This window comes from Aminobacter sp. MET-1 (assembly GCF_026521175.1).
Taxonomy (GTDB): domain Bacteria; phylum Pseudomonadota; class Alphaproteobacteria; order Rhizobiales; family Rhizobiaceae; genus Aminobacter.
This window is the reverse complement of the sequence record NZ_JAMSHL010000012.1, coordinates 39,950-54,802: the sequence shown is the minus strand read 5'-3', so window position 1 is coordinate 54,802 and position 14,853 is coordinate 39,950. Positions and strand designations below refer to the sequence as shown.

The window sequence follows — 14,853 nt, the reverse complement described above, 5'->3', positions numbered from 1 at the left end:
AGATGGGACTCGAAACCTATAGAAGCAAGCGCGATTTTGGCGCGACCTTGGAGCCAAGGGGGCGACGAGCGAGGAAGTCTGGCCACAGCTTTGTCGTCCAGAAACATGACGCCAGCCGTCTCCACTATGATTTCCGGCTGGAAATGGATGGCGTTCTCAAGAGTTGGGCCGTCACCAAAGGCCCGAGCCTGGTGCCTGGAGAAAAGCGTCTCGCAGTTCAGGTCGAGGATCACCCGCTAGAATATGGAAGCTTCGAAGGAACCATACCCAAAGGTGAGTATGGTGGGGGCACGGTGCTCTTGTGGGACCGCGGCAGCTGGTCGCCGATCGGCGATGCAAAACGTGGATTTGCCAAAGGGCACCTGGATTTCGAGCTCGAAGGGGAAAAGCTCGCCGGTCGCTGGCATCTGGTCCGCATGGCGAGCAAGCCCCGCGAAAAGCGGAACAACTGGCTGCTCATCAAAGGCGATGACGACGCTGCAAGGACCCATGACGAGCCTGACATTCTGGACGAGCGACCTGAATCGGTTGCGAGCGGGCGCGGCCTTTTCGAAATCGAACGGGAAGCGCCCGGATGGTCGGCAAAGACAGGCAGGATCAGAAGGAGCAAAGACGAGGCCGCAGGTTCAAGTACGATTGGCGCCAACGACCTGAAAAAGGCCAAACTGGCTGAGATGCCGGACTTTGTCGATCCTGCGCTCGCTACCCTTGTTGCGTCCGCGCCCGAAGGCACGAGATGGGTCCACGAAATCAAGTTCGACGGCTATCGCCTGCAGGCCCATGTCAACACAAAGGACACGAAGCTGCTGACACGAAGCGGGCTCGACTGGACGGGGAAGTTCGGCAAGCCCATTCTCGAAGCGCTCACGGCCCTTGACGTGAAAACGGCGATCATCGACGGCGAACTGGTAGTGGAGGCCGGCAACGGAGCCTCTGACTTTTCCGCCTTGCAGGATGATCTGAGCCAGGGACGCACCGATCGCTTTGCGTTTTATGCTTTCGATCTGATGCATCTCGACGGGCGGGATCTCACAAGAGTGCCTCTTGTGACCCGAAAACAACTGCTGCAAAAGCTGTTGGGCGATGCCGTCGAACCACTCAGGTTCAGCACTCATTTCGAAGAGGACGGCGACTTGATATTGCGCCATGCCTGCAGGCTCAGCCTGGAAGGGATCGTGTCCAAGCTGAAGGATGCGCCTTATCGCTCCGGTCGAAGCAGGAACTGGCTCAAGTCAAAATGCTCTGAGAGGCAGGAGTTCGTTATCGCAGGCTACGTCCCTTCGACCACCACGAAACAGGCGATCGGTTCCCTTGTTCTCGGAGTCTACGAAAACGATCAACTGCGGTATGTGGGCAAAGTCGGCACGGGATACTCGGTCGCGACAGCCCTCTCGCTCTACAAAAAGCTTGAAAAGGAGCGAACTTCTGACAGCCCGTTCGCCCGTCGGCTATCGGCCGACGAAGCCAGGCAAGTCAGGTTCGTCGAGCCCGATCTGGTGGCCGAAGTCGAGTTCCGCGCCTGGACCGCTGACGGAATCCTGAGACATGCCTCGTTCCGAGGTCTCCGTGAGGACAAACCAGCGAAAGAGATAGTCCAAGAAACAAAAAAGGCGGCGCTCTCAGTCGAGGGCGAGCCTCGTCGAACCGTAAGATTGACACACCCTGACCGGCTCTATTGGCCCGACGACGGGGTCACGAAAGAAGGGCTTGCCGATTATTATGCCGAGGTCTGGCGCCACATGGCGCCGTTCGTTGTTGCGCGCCCCCTCGCCCTGCTGCGCTGCCCGACGGGCATCAATGGTCAGAAATTCTTTCAGAAACACGCCTGGAAAGGCCTCAACCCCAAGATTGCTCTTGTGCGCGACCCGAAGTCTCCCAGAGATGAGCCTATGATCGGCATCCACGACCTCGATGGTTTGATGGCGCTGGTGCAGTCGGCAACGCTCGAGATTCATCCCTGGGGAGCTGCCATTGCCGACTTGGAACATCCGGACATGCTGACAATGGATCTAGACCCCGGCGAGGATGTGAGTTGGGAGGCGGTAATCCTGGCTGCCGAAGAGACCCGAGAAAGGCTGTCGGCAGCAGGTCTAAACGCCTTCGTAAAATCGTCTGGCGGAAAAGGGCTTCACGTGGTAGCGCCACTCAAGCCGAAGGCGAATTGGGCTAGCGTAAAGGCCTTCACCAAGGACGTTGCAGAGGCCATGGCGCATGATGCGCCGGACCGTTATGTGGCAACGATCGCCAAATCGAAGCGCAAGGGCAAGATCCTCGTGGACTATCTGCGCAATCAGCGGGGAGCCACTGCTGTTGCGGCATATTCGACGCGGGCCCGTCCGGGTGCTGCGGTATCGATGCCCCTTGGCTGGGACGAACTCAGTCCGTCAATCGGGCCGGGCTACTTCACCGTCGAGAACACACCAACGCGCCTGGCCTCGATCGCGCGGGATCCGTGGGGAGATTTTCGCTCGGCGGCGACACCGCTGCAGTTCAAGCGCCAGGCCAGCTGAGGCAGGGGCGGTCGATGCTCTCGGCTTCCATTGAAGACATCAGCTACGACGCCGAAGCCCCAGAGAACACTCGATCCGGTTTGCTGCCAGTGGCAGGCGGTATGACTATCAGGGCGTTCCTCTTGATCTCTATCTGGCCTTTTTGCAGGGCCTCTGCAAAAGGTCTTCAATCGCAGCATCCGCGGACGCTTCCCTTATCGACACGTCCGTGTTTCACGAAAGCCGAAGCTCGCCCGTCTGATCCCAACGCTCGTCCACCGTCCAGGTTCGAAGTGAAGCATTGGGTTCGGAACCATTAGCAGCCCGACAGGTTGGGTCTACACGTGGTTCAACAAGGATGAGCTTCCCATGAAAACCGTTCCTATGATCCCGGCGCTGGCCGGTCTTATTCTATCGGCAGCACCGCTGCTCGCCGCCGAAAACGCCCAGCAGTTCGTGGACAAGGCAGCTACTGGCGGCCTGTTTGAGGTCGAGACCAGCAAACTGGCGAGCAAGTCAGCCGCCGATACAACGATACGCAAGTTTGCCGACATGATGATTGCTGACCATGGCGCGGCAAACAAGGAGCTGGCTCAGATTGCGGGCGCCGAGAAACTGACCCTGCCTGCGACGCTGGATGCCCAGCAAAAGGCGACGTTGGACAAACTCAATACTGTCGGCGCCGGTCCGGCCTTCGATGCGAGCTATGTCGAGGCGCAACGACAGGCCCATGGCGACGCGGTTTCCCTTTTTCAGGGCTACTCGAAACAGGGCGAAAACGCTGCGTTGAAAAACTTCGCCACTGAGGTTCTGCCGACCTTGCAAAAGCATAAGCAAGAGATCGACAGGATCGCTGCCGCCTTGCCAGCGAGGGCGGCAGTCAATTCAGGAACGTCGGGGCCGGAGGCTGGCGCCAACAGTTTCACCGAAACCCAGGCCCAGGAGCGCATACAGGCGGCAGGCTTTGCCAAGGTATCGGCACTCGCCAAGGACGACAACGGAATCTGGCGAGGCACGGCGCAGAAGGACGGCGAGACATTGCCGGTCGCGCTGGATTTTCGCGGAAACGTCTCGGTTGGAACCAAATAGCACTGGAGTATGAACATGCACACCTTGTCGGCACTTTATGACAATCATGACGACGCCAGGGACGTCGTGAGCGAGCTCGAAATGGCAGGTGTTCCCGCCGACGACCTGAGCATTGTGACAGGCAATGCTGACGGCCGTTTCGGGGACGAGCCATCCTCGGGAGCCGCAGAAGGAGCTGCCGAAGGCGCTGGCCTGGGTGCGGCCTTGGGCGGCGCAACCGGCCTGCTTACCGGGCTCGGCTTCATGGCAATCCCGGGCCTGGGGCCTGTGGTTGCTGCGGGCTGGCTTGCGACGACGGCGGCCGGGTTGGCTGCGGGCGCTGCGGCTGGTGCCGCAACCGGCGGGGTAATCGGCGCGCTTATGGCGTCGGGCGTAGCTGCCGAAGATGCCGACATCTATGCGGAAGGCATCAGACGCGGCGGCACCCTTGTCGTCGCCCGCGTATCCGACGATATGGTCAACAAGACCCGAGAAATCCTCAATCGGCCTACGTTCGTCGACGTAGCCGCTCGCAGGAAAAGCTATGAAGATGAGGGATGGAAAGGCTTTGATCCACGCAATGGCTGATTAACAGCAATATGGACTGCGTTTCCAAGGCCTGCCGGCGTTGCCGGCAGGCCTTGTCTGGACAAGGTCAGACAAGGATCAGCACGATCTTCAACGTCGAAGGTTCGACGATCACGATGCGCCCATCATCGAGCACAAAGTAGAGATAGTGACGATATGCCGGAACGATCTTGATGATGCGTGCCGGAAGCGGACGCAGACTCACCTTGACCTTTTGCGGCAAAGCGACGCCGACGTTCACGTCGAACGTGACACGAACCGGCTTGCTGCGCTCTTCCTTGATTACCTTGGTGATTTCGGTCTTCTGTTCAACCGTGACATTCGTGTTGGTCACGTTTGTCGTTGTCGATGTCGAGGTTCCTGAGCCGCTACCATTTGTCTGGGCAGGTTTTGTCTGCGCGCCTTGAGACGGGGTCGGTTGCGCAGCCTGTCCGGACGAGGAGCTTTCAGGCTTGGTCGGCGTAGCAGCCTCACCTTGTGCGGGCTCTGTCTTCTTGGTTCTATCGGACTTGCCCTGGGCAGACTGGCCTGCCGTGCCCTGCTGCATCTGATCGGGCGTTGGCTTGGCCGCCTCGCCCGACTGCCCCGACGCCGGCTTTTGGGGTTTTGCCGGGGCCCCCTGCTCGGACTTGCCCTCGGGGGTCACACATCCCTTGTCCTTGGATCCTGGCGCGCATTTGGTGGCCGGGGCGCCACCTTCCATGGGCTGCTGGGTCTGGGCGAAGGCGTTCGAACCGGCGAGACTCAAGCTCAGGGCAATTGCACTCGATATGAGAATTGATCGCATCATACTTCTCCTGATCGATTACGGTCCCAGGAAGCTAATGAGGGTCGACCGGGTTGGTTCCAACTCTTGGCCGGGCACTCCACCGATGCAGGGGCCTCGGCGGGACGCAGGGCCTCTGCCCAACCCGACGGCGGAACCAAGAGCCTCGGTCTCCATTGTCGTTCTCATGCAAGGACAAGTTGGGAGATGCAGATGGACACCCCCTGCGAACGAAAAATCCGCAAGATCGTCGAAGATCCATTCGCCTCCAAGGACATCAAGATTCAGCGTCTACGCCATCTGGAGAACGATGCTCGGGCCCTGCAACGAGCTGCATCGGAGAGCTCGATGAACAGCGACGACGGCTGGCAGGCCGAGCTCAGATATGTACGCCTTGCCCTCGAGGCCTTGGGAGCCAAACGTATCCGCAAAGGAGCGGCAAGCCTGTAGATTGCGATCATGAAAAAGAGGAAGAGACGCGCAATCCGCAGAGCCATCAAGGGCAAGCCTACCTTTCAGGTGGGAGCACTGCCTTACAAGGTAGACCGGGATGGCTGTCTTCGTATCTTGCTCATTACCGCGTGAGACACGTCGGTTCGTCGTTCCCAAGGGGTGGCCGATAAAGAAAAAATCGGCCTCCGCTGCCGCCGCCTGCGAGGCGCGGGAGGAAACCGGTGTCGTCGGGCGCATATCGGACATTCCCATGGGCACGTATCGGTACTGGAAGCGATTGCCCAAAGGGTTCGTCCCCGTCGACGTTCATCTGTTCCCGATGGAGGTGGGTAAAGTCCTGAACGATTGGAAGGAAAGCAATCAGCGGCGCAGAAAATGGCTGAAAATCAAGGATGCGGCGCTGCTGGTGGACGCGCCGGGGCTGGTTACTCTTGTCAACAACGCCGACCATGTCCTGAATTAGCAAGAAGCTGGAACCCCGCCAGCAAAGCGCCGACGGGGTTAGCCCACTCGCCTAGCCAGGCGACAACGTCACCGACGTGACTTTGGTTATATCGTCATCGTCAAGATTGATGGAGACCTTGACGCCAGGAGCCAATCCTGCAGGAACAGCCACGTCCTGAGGAATGGTGTAACTTTTGCCATCCTCAAGTGTAACCACCTTGGTCTCGGGTATGTACTCCCGGACAGTGCCCTCTGCTGTTGCGGCAAAACTGGCGCCGGTCAACAGAGCAAGCGTTCCAAGCGAGATAATCAGCTTTCTCATGACGTTCTCCTTGCTGTTGGGTCCCTTCTGGTGGGACCAACGAGCAAATCCAGCCAAGGTTGCATTATTTGTTTTCCTGTCTTCCCCTGCCTGCCCGACCGAGATGGAACAACCGCGACAGTTTGGCGTTGCCCGATCGCATGCCTACCGGGAGAGTTGTCATGACGACGATCTGGGCACTGGCCGTAACCGCGACATTGTATCTGCTGTGGGCCTTCGCCGGAGCAGGTTGGGTCGCATGGCATCGTCAAGATTCAAGGATGATTGCGATGGCAGCCACGGGGGTTGCGGTGAGCCTGGCATGTCTCATGACCATCGCCGCCATTGCTTCATCAGACAGCTGCGCGCCCGACTGCCACCCCTTTTCACAACTTATGGCCTTTCTGGATTAACGCCATTTTGCCTTCCTCCAGAGCTACGAGGCAGCTCTTCCAAAAAGACATGAAGGAGAAGACTATGAATGTTGCCAACCTTCAACTTGAGGGCCTCGTCATGGCGGTCGCAGCCCTCAACCAGATTCTCGTACGCAAAGGCGTCTTGTCCCAGGAAGAGGTTGAATTAGCGCTCCGCAAGGTCGAGTCTGGCCAGACGAGCGAGGAGCGTTCGGAGAGCCTGTCTCCTGCAAACAGGGACGCGATCAATTTTCCAATACGACTGCTGCAATTGGCAAGCCGGCATACACATGGCGAAATGCCGCCATTTTCCGTATTGGCCCGTGCCGTGGGTCAACAAAAAGAAGCCTATAACGACCAGATGTAGACAAACGGACAGCTGAGCACATTCACCAAGAACGCAGCGCATAAGGCGCAGGCACAGCTCCGCCAGGACTTGAGGCGGCCGCAGCAAATTCGCGACCATCCGATCGGCCAACAAGGTGACCTAAGGAGGTTCGGCAAGCGCCGCAGGGCGGGAACCGGCACTGATCACCTCCGACGTACGGCCCGCTCGCATGTCAGCCAGGCGCCCCGCGAACAGCAATGGTGCAGTCAAGCGGAAGGCTGTACGAAACGTTTGCTAAGATATGGGGAGCCGGCGAACCCAAAGCGCCACAACTTGTCGACTGCCTTTGAAACTCCGATACGAGTTCCTGATGCAACAGGCACGTTGCCGGCTGGCGGGCCAAGGAAAATCCTGTCATTCATCAAAGATGCCCCGTTGTAAGATTCATCGATTGCAAGAGCCTGGCATAGACGCCCGGGACCCGAACATAGCTGACGTGATGAGGTGATCTTGCGCCTCTCGAACATGCGATCGAGGCCGCATCTGGGTTCAAGGGCGCGCAGCAATACCGCGCTTCCGCGCTGACAGACGAAATTGAGACACCAGTGGAGACCATACGAGCGGTAGACATAGGCGTGGCCTGGCGGTCCGAACATGACAGCGTTCCGGCGCGTTTGCCCTCCGTAGCTGTGGGAAGCGGGATCGTCGGGGCAATAGGCTTCCGTTTCGACAATGATCCCCCCGACCCCATCGACACAAAACTCAAAGCCGATGAGCTCAAACGCGACCTCCAACGCCGAGCGATCCCAGAACAGGGTCGCACCATGCTTCGAGATGCTGCTGGGCAGTTCAAGCATTGAATCTGTCAAGAAGCGCCGACATGCAAACTGGCAGCCGCGGAAATTTCCGCGCACGGCAGGCTTGCCAACCGTTGAACCGGGAAATGTTCCCCGATGCTTGCCTGTTTGTCCACGGGCTAGCTCTCATGATTGCCAGAAGCGGCCCTCTTCATCCTGTAGCCCGGCTGATCGCTTTTGCCAGGTTCGCCGCTAATGTCCTCGGCGTAGCCCGGAGGGTTCTTGCCGTCGCCATGTCCAACTTTTTCAGCCGGCTCATTCACTGGAGCTGTGTTTCCAAAGGCGTCAACAGGCTCATTGTTCCCGGCAGCGTCCAAGGAAAACTCATCACTCGGATCGGGCCCTTTTCGTTCCAGGGGAATTCGCTTCCCAGTCTCGAATGCCCATCGCCGTTCGCGGATTCGGCTGGCCATACTCGTGTTCTCCTGTGAATGCCACCGGCCGGAGGGTGGATGCTTCCCGGCTTTTTTTTGCGAGAAACAGAGACAGACATCCTGTTCTGCTTCCCTCATGCCGACCAGGCCACGGTCGTTGCCCAACGCGCCAACGCGCCAATGGTTTCAGTTCGGGAGACAAGGACCAATGGAACAATATGAATGCAGAGCGGTTCGAAAGTCAGGTGGTCGTCTACGAACCGTATGGAGAAACACCATGGCTAAGAATATCCCCGCCTGGAAAGCTCGTCAGGGGCGCCGCGGTTATCAGGTATTGCTTGTTCTTGTGATAGCCCTCGTCCTCGCTGCCGCCGCCTGGGGCGCGGCAGAGATTTACGGGCAAATCATAGAGCAGAAAGCCGTGCAGTCAGGCACTCTATCAAGTTAGCGATCTCTCAAGCTTTCGGCCCCGCCATTCGCCAGCGGTCGTACGGGGCCGAAGTGGATCACGCCAGTCGATCGCGCCCAAAGGGATCCCCCAGAACCGATTCGGTGTGCAGCGCTGCCAACCATTCGCCTTCCTTCCGTATCCAGGTGGTGGCGTCGGCAGCTTTCAGCGTCAGCGCCTCGCCATCGACCTCCATCTCCCCGGTCACCTCATAGGCTATTACGGCCACATCGTCTGAAGGGAATGTCACTTTCACATCGTCAAGACGGAAGGACTTGAGTTGCCACATGCCCTCGCCTTGCCGCGCCATGGCGCGATACTCGCTATGCGTCAGCATGACAGTTCCTCGCGCGCCGGTAACAATGGATTCGGACGTCAGCATCAAAACTGACCCCTCGACATCCTTGTCCACGATCATCCGCCAAAACCGGTGCTCGAGTTCCTCGATCTCTTGTTTTTCGGGTCGGACCATTGGCTGTCTCCCTTGGCGTTGGAACATGATGAACAGCGCGCTCATGGGAAAGGTTCCAGGTCATGGCAAGATGCAGATTGTTGCTGGCCGCGCCCCGTTGTCGGCAATAGGGCCGGGAACCATGATCGTGGCCTCGGGTTAATCACCGAAGACGGTGCCACGACCATCAAATCAAAGCCGGAAGGCGCCACGGACGCGACGCTCTCGGGACACCAGTTATGTATTGCTCGGTCAACTGACGGCCAAGAGCTTCAGCCTGTTCATAGACCCCGGCGGACGCATTCGCATGACACGACGTGCTGACGGCGCAACCGAGCATGGATGCAGTCAGAATTCCGCGCAAAAAGTTCAAGCCGGCAATGTCCTTGGCAAGGGCCGACATTACCCGCTACTCGACATCATGCCCTGCCATTTTTTGCAAACAGCTGAAATGCCCGATGTCGGCAAACCCCCAATGCGCGCCATCTTCGACGACCTGGCAGCGCATGCCATGCGCCCACCTGTCAGTTTCATTAGCTCGCTGCCGCCAGCCCCTTGTCGATTCGGTTCGCTCAATCGAGACGCGAGATAACGAAAGATGCGCCCTGGCTTAACGTGGCACTCGGCGGTTCTCATTTGCCGTCCGCCATATAGCCTATGACATTTCGTCATTTACCGAATTCGATGTCTCCTCCCCGGTTGTTTCGCCCGCTCCCAAGGCCCAAAAAAATGAGGCCGCCTGCAAAGCAGACGGCCTGCCATTCCTCATTCGGGACGGCGGGGATCGCCGTCGGTCTGGTCAATATCTTCGTCGAGAGGTTCGTTCTCGCCTTCGGCATCAGCATCGTCTGGTTCGTCATTTGTGTCAGGCAAAGGCTGGTCTTCTGCAGGGGGCTTGGTCTGGTCCCTACCAGGAACTCCTTCGTGCCCTTCATAACGATCGTCGGGATTGTCGAAGTTTTCGCGTCCTTGCATTGCCTGCACCTCACCGCTTCCGATCATCGCCACGACCACTGGCTCCACGCTTGTCACTGTCTGACGAGTTCTTACTGCCGCCGCTCTCACGGCCGCTGCTGGCCTGCTTCCTGTCGTCGTTCTTGTGGCTCTGCTCGCCCGCTTTGCGATGCTGTTCGCTGCTGCCGCCTTGGCCGTGGCTACCTTGATTGGGCATATCGCTTCTCCTTGTAAGAACAGCCGACGGGATGCCGACCGCGTGATACCCAAGACCCTTTCCACGATAAGGTTCCTTACTGAGCCAAAACGTGATCGCGCTTCCAGGTCGAGTTCCTTGTCAACGGCCACGCAGATGGGAAGGAGCGCTGCGAGTTCGAGAATGTAGAGCTCAGATTCTCCGCAACTGCCATGGAATGCCTGGTCGTTTTTCTGCGTGCCGGAGAATAGCTCGCAAGTTTCTTCCCTCGGGCCTTCGCATGGGCCGACCGGTCAGGTTTGCCCACGTCCGGTGTGGTTCAGGTCGCGACCCACGATCAAAACATGTACTGGAACCGATAGCGGATGTCCGAGTTTGTGTGTCCAGCAGCGGAAACACAAACTGTTGGACGGCAGAGAGGGGTGCCGTCGCGAGGACGCACGCCTCCATGTCAGACTCACCCGAAGCAAAACGCCGCGACCCTGTGGTCGAACCGAGCAAACCCAGACTATTGAAGCTCCTTGGACCTGGCCTTCTGACTGGCGCATCCGATGACGATCCGAGCGGCATCGCCACTTATTCACAGGCGGGAGCGCAATTTGGCTATGCCCCCAGTTGGTCGTTGGTTCTCACATATCCGCTGATGGCGGCAATTCAAATGATCAGCGCGAGGGTCGGTCGAACGACCGGCCACGGTTTGGCTGGCAACATTGCACGCAGCTATCCCGGTTGGGCCGTCTACTGCCTCATCGTGCCGCTGCTCGTCGCCAACGTAATCAATATCGGAGCAGATCTGGGGGCGATGGGAGATGCACTGGCCTTGATTCTGGGCGGATATCCGTTGCTCTACGTTGCATGTTTTGGCGCCATCGCCATCGCATTACAGGTGATGCTAAAGTACAAGCGCTATGTGTCGGTGCTCAAGTGGCTCTGCCTGACGCTCTTGATGTACATGGCAACCCTGTTCGTGGTGGAAATCGATTGGACAGAGCTTCTTCGCGGGCTTTTCCTCCCCAAGATCACAGCTGATCCTCAATTTTTGTCTCTTATAGTCGCGATCTTCGGCACGACGATCAGCCCATACCTCTTTTTCTGGCAGGCTTCCCAAGAGGCGGAAGACCTGAAGGAAAAGCCAAAGAAGGAACCCCTGGTCGAGCACCCTGCCGAGGCCAAACCTGCACGAAAGCGGATTGAACTCGACACGCTGATCGGAATGGGTCTGTCTAATCTCATAGCCCTGGCGATCATGACCACCACGGCAGCAACTCTTCATCCCGCGGGTGTTACCAGCATCACCAGTTCGGTAGAAGCCGCCAAGGCATTGGAGCCTGTCGCCGGAAAATTCGCGTCGCTGGTCTTTGCCGTCGGGATTATCGGCACCGGTATGCTTGCTGTGCCTGTGCTGGCAGGGTCTGCCGCCTATGCCGTGGGTGAAGCGGGGCACTGGCCCGTCGGCCTGTCGCGAAAGCCGCGGGAGGCAAAAGCCTTCTACATGACCGTCGTGCTGGCGACGCTTATTGGCATGGGTTTGAATTTCACCCCGGTCGAACCGATGCAGGCTTTGTTCTGGAGCGCAGTCATCAACGGGGTTGTCGCCGTACCGATCATGGCGATCCTTATGGTTCTGGCTTCGGATTCCAAGATCATGAAACAGTTTGTCATTGGCAGGACCCTTAGGGTCCTGGGATGGCTGGCAACAGCCACAATGGCTTTAGCTGTTCTTGGCATGGGCGTTTCACCGTTTCTGTAATTCAGCGGTGTCGAAAACGCCTGGCCAAGGGAAAGCCCAGCCAAAAGCCGAGCAGACAGGCAAAGACCGCACCCGCCGCAAGGATTGCAAAAATCGCGGAATGGATCGTCGCTGCGACCGCCACATACACCCCACACGCTATCCCGAAACCAAGCGGCACCAAGGCAGCGAGGACAAGTGCGCTGGCGATCCGATGAAAGCTCTGGGTATCTTCGCCCTGTTCAGCCAGTCGATGATAGGCAGCAGGTGTCATCAAGATTATCACGGCCAGTGCCACCGACAAAAGGCCCAGGATATGGATCCGCTGCGCCAATAAAGGCAGCTTTTCAAAACCGTCCATCAAGGTTGCGATAAGGCTGAACCCCAGCAATGCCTGAGCGCCTGGAAGGATCACGCGCGCCTCTGTCAATACCTGTCGGACCTTGGTCGAAACGGATGTTGGCAGTTTCTCCTCAGCCATCTTGGCGTTCCCTCTTCTGAGAACTATGGGGCCATATAAACAAACTGCCACAACCGCAGTCGCTCCCACCGTCATTGCTGGCAAGAACGATTGCAACGATGCTTCCAAGGCAACCCTCCCATCGAGAACCATCGATGCTCCAAATGGGGCTAATGCCAACGCCATGATTGTAGCTGCGTAGCCATACGCACCCTGTGTTATCTCCCCGCCCTCTCGGATCTGATGATCGGCAATCGGAGACACCAACAAGGCAAAGGTCATCACGAGAAGCAACAACGCACAGAGTTTCTCGATCTGTGTCTCCGGTGGCAGCCTGTTGAATCTTGGTTCCAGGAAGGCACGGAAGCCGAAACCGAGCAAGACTTCAACGCCCAGAACCAGCATTCGTACTTCATCGAGCAAATTTTGGTGCTTTTCCTCGAGTTTGGTCATTTGCCTCACTACGCGGTTCGCCAGCGCCCGCACCCGGCTCAAGTTGCCAAGTCATTCGGAAATCCGTCTGCTGGCAGATGGTTCCGTGGCCGGGACGCAAACGATGCCCGCAAATCGGCCAGCTGTCGGTGCCTCGAAGCAGCTTATCCTCGTAGGAACTTTTTCGTCTTTTGCTTGGAGCGATCGCGGCAGCAACCATAGCCTGCAAATGGAATGCTACGATTGGTCCTCGGCGCAAAGGGGAATGGCCAACAGCTGCCAAAACGTGACACGCGTTTTTTGGCTGTTGGTTCGCCCCAGGCTTGCCTGCCTTTGCGGGCATGGTTGCAATTTTCTGGCTGATGATCGCGCGCCGAAATCGCCATGTGACTTCCCGTTGGGCGCTCGACACAGGGAACCTTTTTCCGTTCCCGCTCTTCCTTCTTCCACCACATTGGAACGGCCTCGGCGTGTCGCACAGGTCGTCCCCGTATTCCTATGGAGGAAAACATGGGTCGCGGAATCCTTCTCTGGCTCCTCGGCGTGCCAATTCCGATAATCATCCTGCTTCTACTTTTCATGCGATAGGAGGCATCGCCATGTCACTGGTTCGAGACGATGTCATCGCCGAACAAGACGTCGGCAGCTCCTCCGAATCCTCGTCGTCTGCCGTAAGTTGGGGCCCTGTGATTGCGGGCGCAGTCGCCGCTGCAGCCACTACCCTGCTTTTGATGTTGCTTGGATCAGGACTCGGTTTCACAGCTGTTTCGCCGTGGCCATCCCAGAGCGTCTCCCTGACCAGTCTCGCGGCATCGACTGCGGTGTGGCTGGTGATCGTTCAGTGGCTGTCCGCAGGCCTCGGCGGCTACCTGACTGGCAGGCTTCGGACGAAATGGGTTGGGATCCACACCAATGAGACATTCTTCCGCGACACCGCCCATGGCTTCCTTACTTGGGCGCTGGCGACGCTTCTCGTTGTATTTCTTCTCGCCTCCGCTTTTTCTTCTGTCGTAGGAACGGGCGTTCAGGCCGTGTCCAGCGTAGCCTCGGGAGCCGCCATGGGCGCGTCCGCCGGCGCGACATCAAATGGCGCAGGACAGAATGATCCCACCTCATACTTTGTCGATGCGCTTTTCCGTTCCACCGATCCAGCTCGACTGACTGGGCCGGGCGCTGAAGGAGATGCAGCCGCGGTCTCGCAGGCTGGCCGAATTCTCGTGACCAGCGCGATCAACGGCCAAGTCTCGGCTGAAGACAAAAGCTACCTCGAGATGCTCGTTGCCGCACGAACAGGACTTTCGCAGCCGGACGCTGCCAAGCGGGTAGACGCGGTGTTGGCCCAAGTCGACGCCGCCAAGCAGAAGACGCAGGAAGCGGCAGATACTGGTCGAAAGGCCGCAGCCGCTTTGGCCTTGGTGGGAGCGCTCTCATTGGTGATCGGCGCGTTTATTGCCAGCGCTGCCGCAGCCTTGGGTGGAGCTCAGCGTGACGAAGAAGAAGAGCTCTTCCGGAACCGCAAAGCGTGAACTCAGCCCGAGCCAGCGGAGACAGCATATGAAAGCTTCAAAGTCGAATGGCGCAGGCAAAGGTCGGCACTCGCGGCCACCCAACCCCTAGTCCGGATCCCCAAAAAACATCCGGGGCCGGGCCAGCAATCTCGGAACGCTCCAAGGATGCCAAGGCTCCAAAGGGCGGACGATCGCCAGGCGCCTATGTGAAAAAATAGACCGGGGCATGCGACCGTGTACTGCTGGCGGATGCTTGTACCGCACCTTTAGGTATCGGTCTTGCGTGCCGAGCGAAGGTCGAAGGGACTATCGTGACCGAAGCGATCATACGCGTCTTTTCCCATCGCACCTCTCCCACCCATCTATTGTTTACCAGGGCCGCGTGCCACGCTTGGCCGATCAGCGGTTCCGTGGTTCGTGCGACCCCTCGAAATGCGGTTGAAACGGTAACTGTCCACCGTCGTCTTCCACGCAGACGACGAGCGACAGCCGCGCATCCGCAGCTGCCGAGGACTTCTCCGAGTCGGGGCGGGTTAAGGATTTCGACGCGGTGCTGTGTCTACGGGTGAAGTGATAAGGCCTCCTCGCGTTGAC

The 14,853-nt window shown here is 58.3% G+C and carries 17 protein-coding genes; 11 read left to right on the top strand and 6 right to left on the bottom strand.

Annotation, left to right across the window (positions count from 1 at the left end; translation table 11 throughout):
* Window positions 1-2: 2 nt before the first annotated feature.
* The 3 genes from ligD (at window position 3) to NDO48_RS17360 (ending at window position 4,145) form a co-directional block, all read left to right on the top strand.
* Complete coding sequence (gene ligD / locus NDO48_RS17370) at window positions 3-2,510, top strand: DNA ligase D (protein WP_267321897.1); 2,508 nt, start codon at window positions 3-5, stop codon at window positions 2,508-2,510.
* 363 nt (window positions 2,511-2,873) lie between these two features.
* Window positions 2,874-3,578, top strand: coding sequence for a DUF4142 domain-containing protein (locus tag NDO48_RS17365; RefSeq protein ID WP_267321896.1), 705 nt, complete (start codon window positions 2,874-2,876; stop codon window positions 3,576-3,578).
* 15 nt (window positions 3,579-3,593) lie between these two features.
* Window positions 3,594-4,145 carry a hypothetical protein gene (locus tag NDO48_RS17360; protein ID WP_267321895.1) on the top strand — a complete coding sequence of 184 codons (552 nt, stop codon included), beginning with the start codon at window positions 3,594-3,596 and terminating at the stop codon, window positions 4,143-4,145.
* Between the two features lie 67 nt (window positions 4,146-4,212).
* On the opposite strand, the gene NDO48_RS17355 is transcribed toward NDO48_RS17360, so the two are convergent.
* On the bottom strand, window positions 4,213-4,932 hold the full coding sequence (locus NDO48_RS17355) for a DUF1236 domain-containing protein (protein WP_267321894.1): 720 nt from the start codon (window positions 4,930-4,932) through the stop codon (window positions 4,213-4,215).
* Window positions 4,933-5,118: 186 nt separating this feature from the next.
* Between NDO48_RS17355 and NDO48_RS17350 the strand changes: the two genes are divergently transcribed.
* The gene (locus NDO48_RS17350) at window positions 5,119-5,361 is read left to right on the top strand and encodes a hypothetical protein (protein WP_267321893.1); all 243 of its coding nucleotides are present in this window, start codon (window positions 5,119-5,121) and stop codon (window positions 5,359-5,361) included.
* A gap of 100 nt (window positions 5,362-5,461) precedes the next feature.
* On the top strand, window positions 5,462-5,827 hold the full coding sequence (locus tag NDO48_RS17345; RefSeq protein WP_267321892.1) for an NUDIX hydrolase: 366 nt from the start codon (window positions 5,462-5,464) through the stop codon (window positions 5,825-5,827).
* Between the two features lie 51 nt (window positions 5,828-5,878).
* Here the strand turns inward: NDO48_RS17345 and NDO48_RS17340 are convergent, their stop codons facing one another.
* Window positions 5,879-6,130 (bottom strand): DUF1344 domain-containing protein, encoded by a 252-nt coding sequence (locus tag NDO48_RS17340; protein ID WP_267321891.1) that lies wholly within the window; start codon window positions 6,128-6,130, stop codon window positions 5,879-5,881.
* A 161-nt stretch (window positions 6,131-6,291) separates the two neighbouring features.
* On the opposite strand from NDO48_RS17340, the gene NDO48_RS17335 reads away from it, so the two are divergent.
* Window positions 6,292-6,522 carry a hypothetical protein gene (locus tag NDO48_RS17335; protein ID WP_267321890.1) on the top strand — a complete coding sequence of 77 codons (231 nt, stop codon included), beginning with the start codon at window positions 6,292-6,294 and terminating at the stop codon, window positions 6,520-6,522.
* A gap of 64 nt (window positions 6,523-6,586) precedes the next feature.
* Entirely contained in the window at window positions 6,587-6,889 is a 303-nt protein-coding gene (locus tag NDO48_RS17330) for a hypothetical protein (protein WP_267321889.1), read from the top strand.
* A 227-nt stretch (window positions 6,890-7,116) separates the two neighbouring features.
* Here the strand turns inward: NDO48_RS17330 and NDO48_RS17325 are convergent, their stop codons facing one another.
* Window positions 7,117-7,707 carry a DNA-3-methyladenine glycosylase gene (locus NDO48_RS17325; protein WP_267321888.1) on the bottom strand — a complete coding sequence of 197 codons (591 nt, stop codon included), beginning with the start codon at window positions 7,705-7,707 and terminating at the stop codon, window positions 7,117-7,119.
* A 651-nt stretch (window positions 7,708-8,358) separates the two neighbouring features.
* Here NDO48_RS17325 and NDO48_RS17320 point away from each other — a divergent pair.
* A complete protein-coding gene (locus NDO48_RS17320) occupies window positions 8,359-8,529 on the top strand; it encodes a hypothetical protein (protein WP_267321887.1) in 171 nt (56 codons plus the stop codon).
* A gap of 58 nt (window positions 8,530-8,587) precedes the next feature.
* On the opposite strand, the gene NDO48_RS17315 is transcribed toward NDO48_RS17320, so the two are convergent.
* Entirely contained in the window at window positions 8,588-9,046 is a 459-nt protein-coding gene (locus NDO48_RS17315) for a nuclear transport factor 2 family protein (RefSeq protein ID WP_267321886.1), read from the bottom strand.
* 178 nt (window positions 9,047-9,224) lie between these two features.
* On the opposite strand from NDO48_RS17315, the gene NDO48_RS17310 reads away from it, so the two are divergent.
* Window positions 9,225-9,572 (top strand): hypothetical protein, encoded by a 348-nt coding sequence (locus tag NDO48_RS17310; protein WP_267321885.1) that lies wholly within the window; start codon window positions 9,225-9,227, stop codon window positions 9,570-9,572.
* A 173-nt stretch (window positions 9,573-9,745) separates the two neighbouring features.
* Here NDO48_RS17310 and NDO48_RS17305 read toward each other — a convergent pair whose 3' ends face one another.
* Window positions 9,746-9,988: a hypothetical protein gene (locus tag NDO48_RS17305; RefSeq protein WP_267321884.1), complete on the bottom strand. Its 243-nt coding sequence runs from the start codon at window positions 9,986-9,988 to the stop codon at window positions 9,746-9,748.
* 590 nt (window positions 9,989-10,578) lie between these two features.
* Here NDO48_RS17305 and NDO48_RS17295 point away from each other — a divergent pair.
* Window positions 10,579-11,880 (top strand): Nramp family divalent metal transporter, encoded by a 1,302-nt coding sequence (locus tag NDO48_RS17295; RefSeq protein WP_267321882.1) that lies wholly within the window; start codon window positions 10,579-10,581, stop codon window positions 11,878-11,880.
* A 1-nt stretch (window position 11,881) separates the two neighbouring features.
* Here the strand turns inward: NDO48_RS17295 and NDO48_RS17290 are convergent, their stop codons facing one another.
* The gene (locus tag NDO48_RS17290) at window positions 11,882-12,772 is read right to left on the bottom strand and encodes a DUF6328 family protein (protein WP_267321881.1); all 891 of its coding nucleotides are present in this window, start codon (window positions 12,770-12,772) and stop codon (window positions 11,882-11,884) included.
* Window positions 12,773-13,350: 578 nt separating this feature from the next.
* Here NDO48_RS17290 and NDO48_RS17285 point away from each other — a divergent pair.
* Complete coding sequence (locus NDO48_RS17285) at window positions 13,351-14,277, top strand: hypothetical protein (protein WP_267321880.1); 927 nt, start codon at window positions 13,351-13,353, stop codon at window positions 14,275-14,277.
* The last annotated feature ends 576 nt before the right edge of the window (window positions 14,278-14,853 follow it).

What these genes read in the sequence shown, in the direction of transcription:
- ligD (WP_267321897.1), top strand. Translation starts at nt 3, where the DNA reads ATGGGACTCGAAACCTATAGAAGCAAGCGCGATTTTGGCGCGACCTTG.
- NDO48_RS17365 (WP_267321896.1), top strand. Translation starts at nt 2,874, where the DNA reads ATGATCCCGGCGCTGGCCGGTCTTATTCTATCGGCAGCACCGCTGCTC.
- NDO48_RS17360 (WP_267321895.1), top strand. Translation starts at nt 3,594, where the DNA reads ATGCACACCTTGTCGGCACTTTATGACAATCATGACGACGCCAGGGAC.
- NDO48_RS17355 (WP_267321894.1), bottom strand. Translation starts at nt 4,932, where the DNA reads ATGCGATCAATTCTCATATCGAGTGCAATTGCCCTGAGCTTGAGTCTC.
- NDO48_RS17350 (WP_267321893.1), top strand. Translation starts at nt 5,119, where the DNA reads ATGCAGATGGACACCCCCTGCGAACGAAAAATCCGCAAGATCGTCGAA.
- NDO48_RS17345 (WP_267321892.1), top strand. Translation starts at nt 5,462, where the DNA reads ATGGCTGTCTTCGTATCTTGCTCATTACCGCGTGAGACACGTCGGTTC.
- NDO48_RS17340 (WP_267321891.1), bottom strand. Translation starts at nt 6,130, where the DNA reads ATGAGAAAGCTGATTATCTCGCTTGGAACGCTTGCTCTGTTGACCGGC.
- NDO48_RS17335 (WP_267321890.1), top strand. Translation starts at nt 6,292, where the DNA reads ATGACGACGATCTGGGCACTGGCCGTAACCGCGACATTGTATCTGCTG.
- NDO48_RS17330 (WP_267321889.1), top strand. Translation starts at nt 6,587, where the DNA reads ATGAATGTTGCCAACCTTCAACTTGAGGGCCTCGTCATGGCGGTCGCA.
- NDO48_RS17325 (WP_267321888.1), bottom strand. Translation starts at nt 7,707, where the DNA reads ATGCTTGAACTGCCCAGCAGCATCTCGAAGCATGGTGCGACCCTGTTC.
- NDO48_RS17320 (WP_267321887.1), top strand. Translation starts at nt 8,359, where the DNA reads ATGGCTAAGAATATCCCCGCCTGGAAAGCTCGTCAGGGGCGCCGCGGT.
- NDO48_RS17315 (WP_267321886.1), bottom strand. Translation starts at nt 9,046, where the DNA reads ATGAGCGCGCTGTTCATCATGTTCCAACGCCAAGGGAGACAGCCAATG.
- NDO48_RS17295 (WP_267321882.1), top strand. Translation starts at nt 10,579, where the DNA reads ATGTCAGACTCACCCGAAGCAAAACGCCGCGACCCTGTGGTCGAACCG.
- NDO48_RS17290 (WP_267321881.1), bottom strand. Translation starts at nt 12,772, where the DNA reads ATGACCAAACTCGAGGAAAAGCACCAAAATTTGCTCGATGAAGTACGA.
- NDO48_RS17285 (WP_267321880.1), top strand. Translation starts at nt 13,351, where the DNA reads ATGTCACTGGTTCGAGACGATGTCATCGCCGAACAAGACGTCGGCAGC.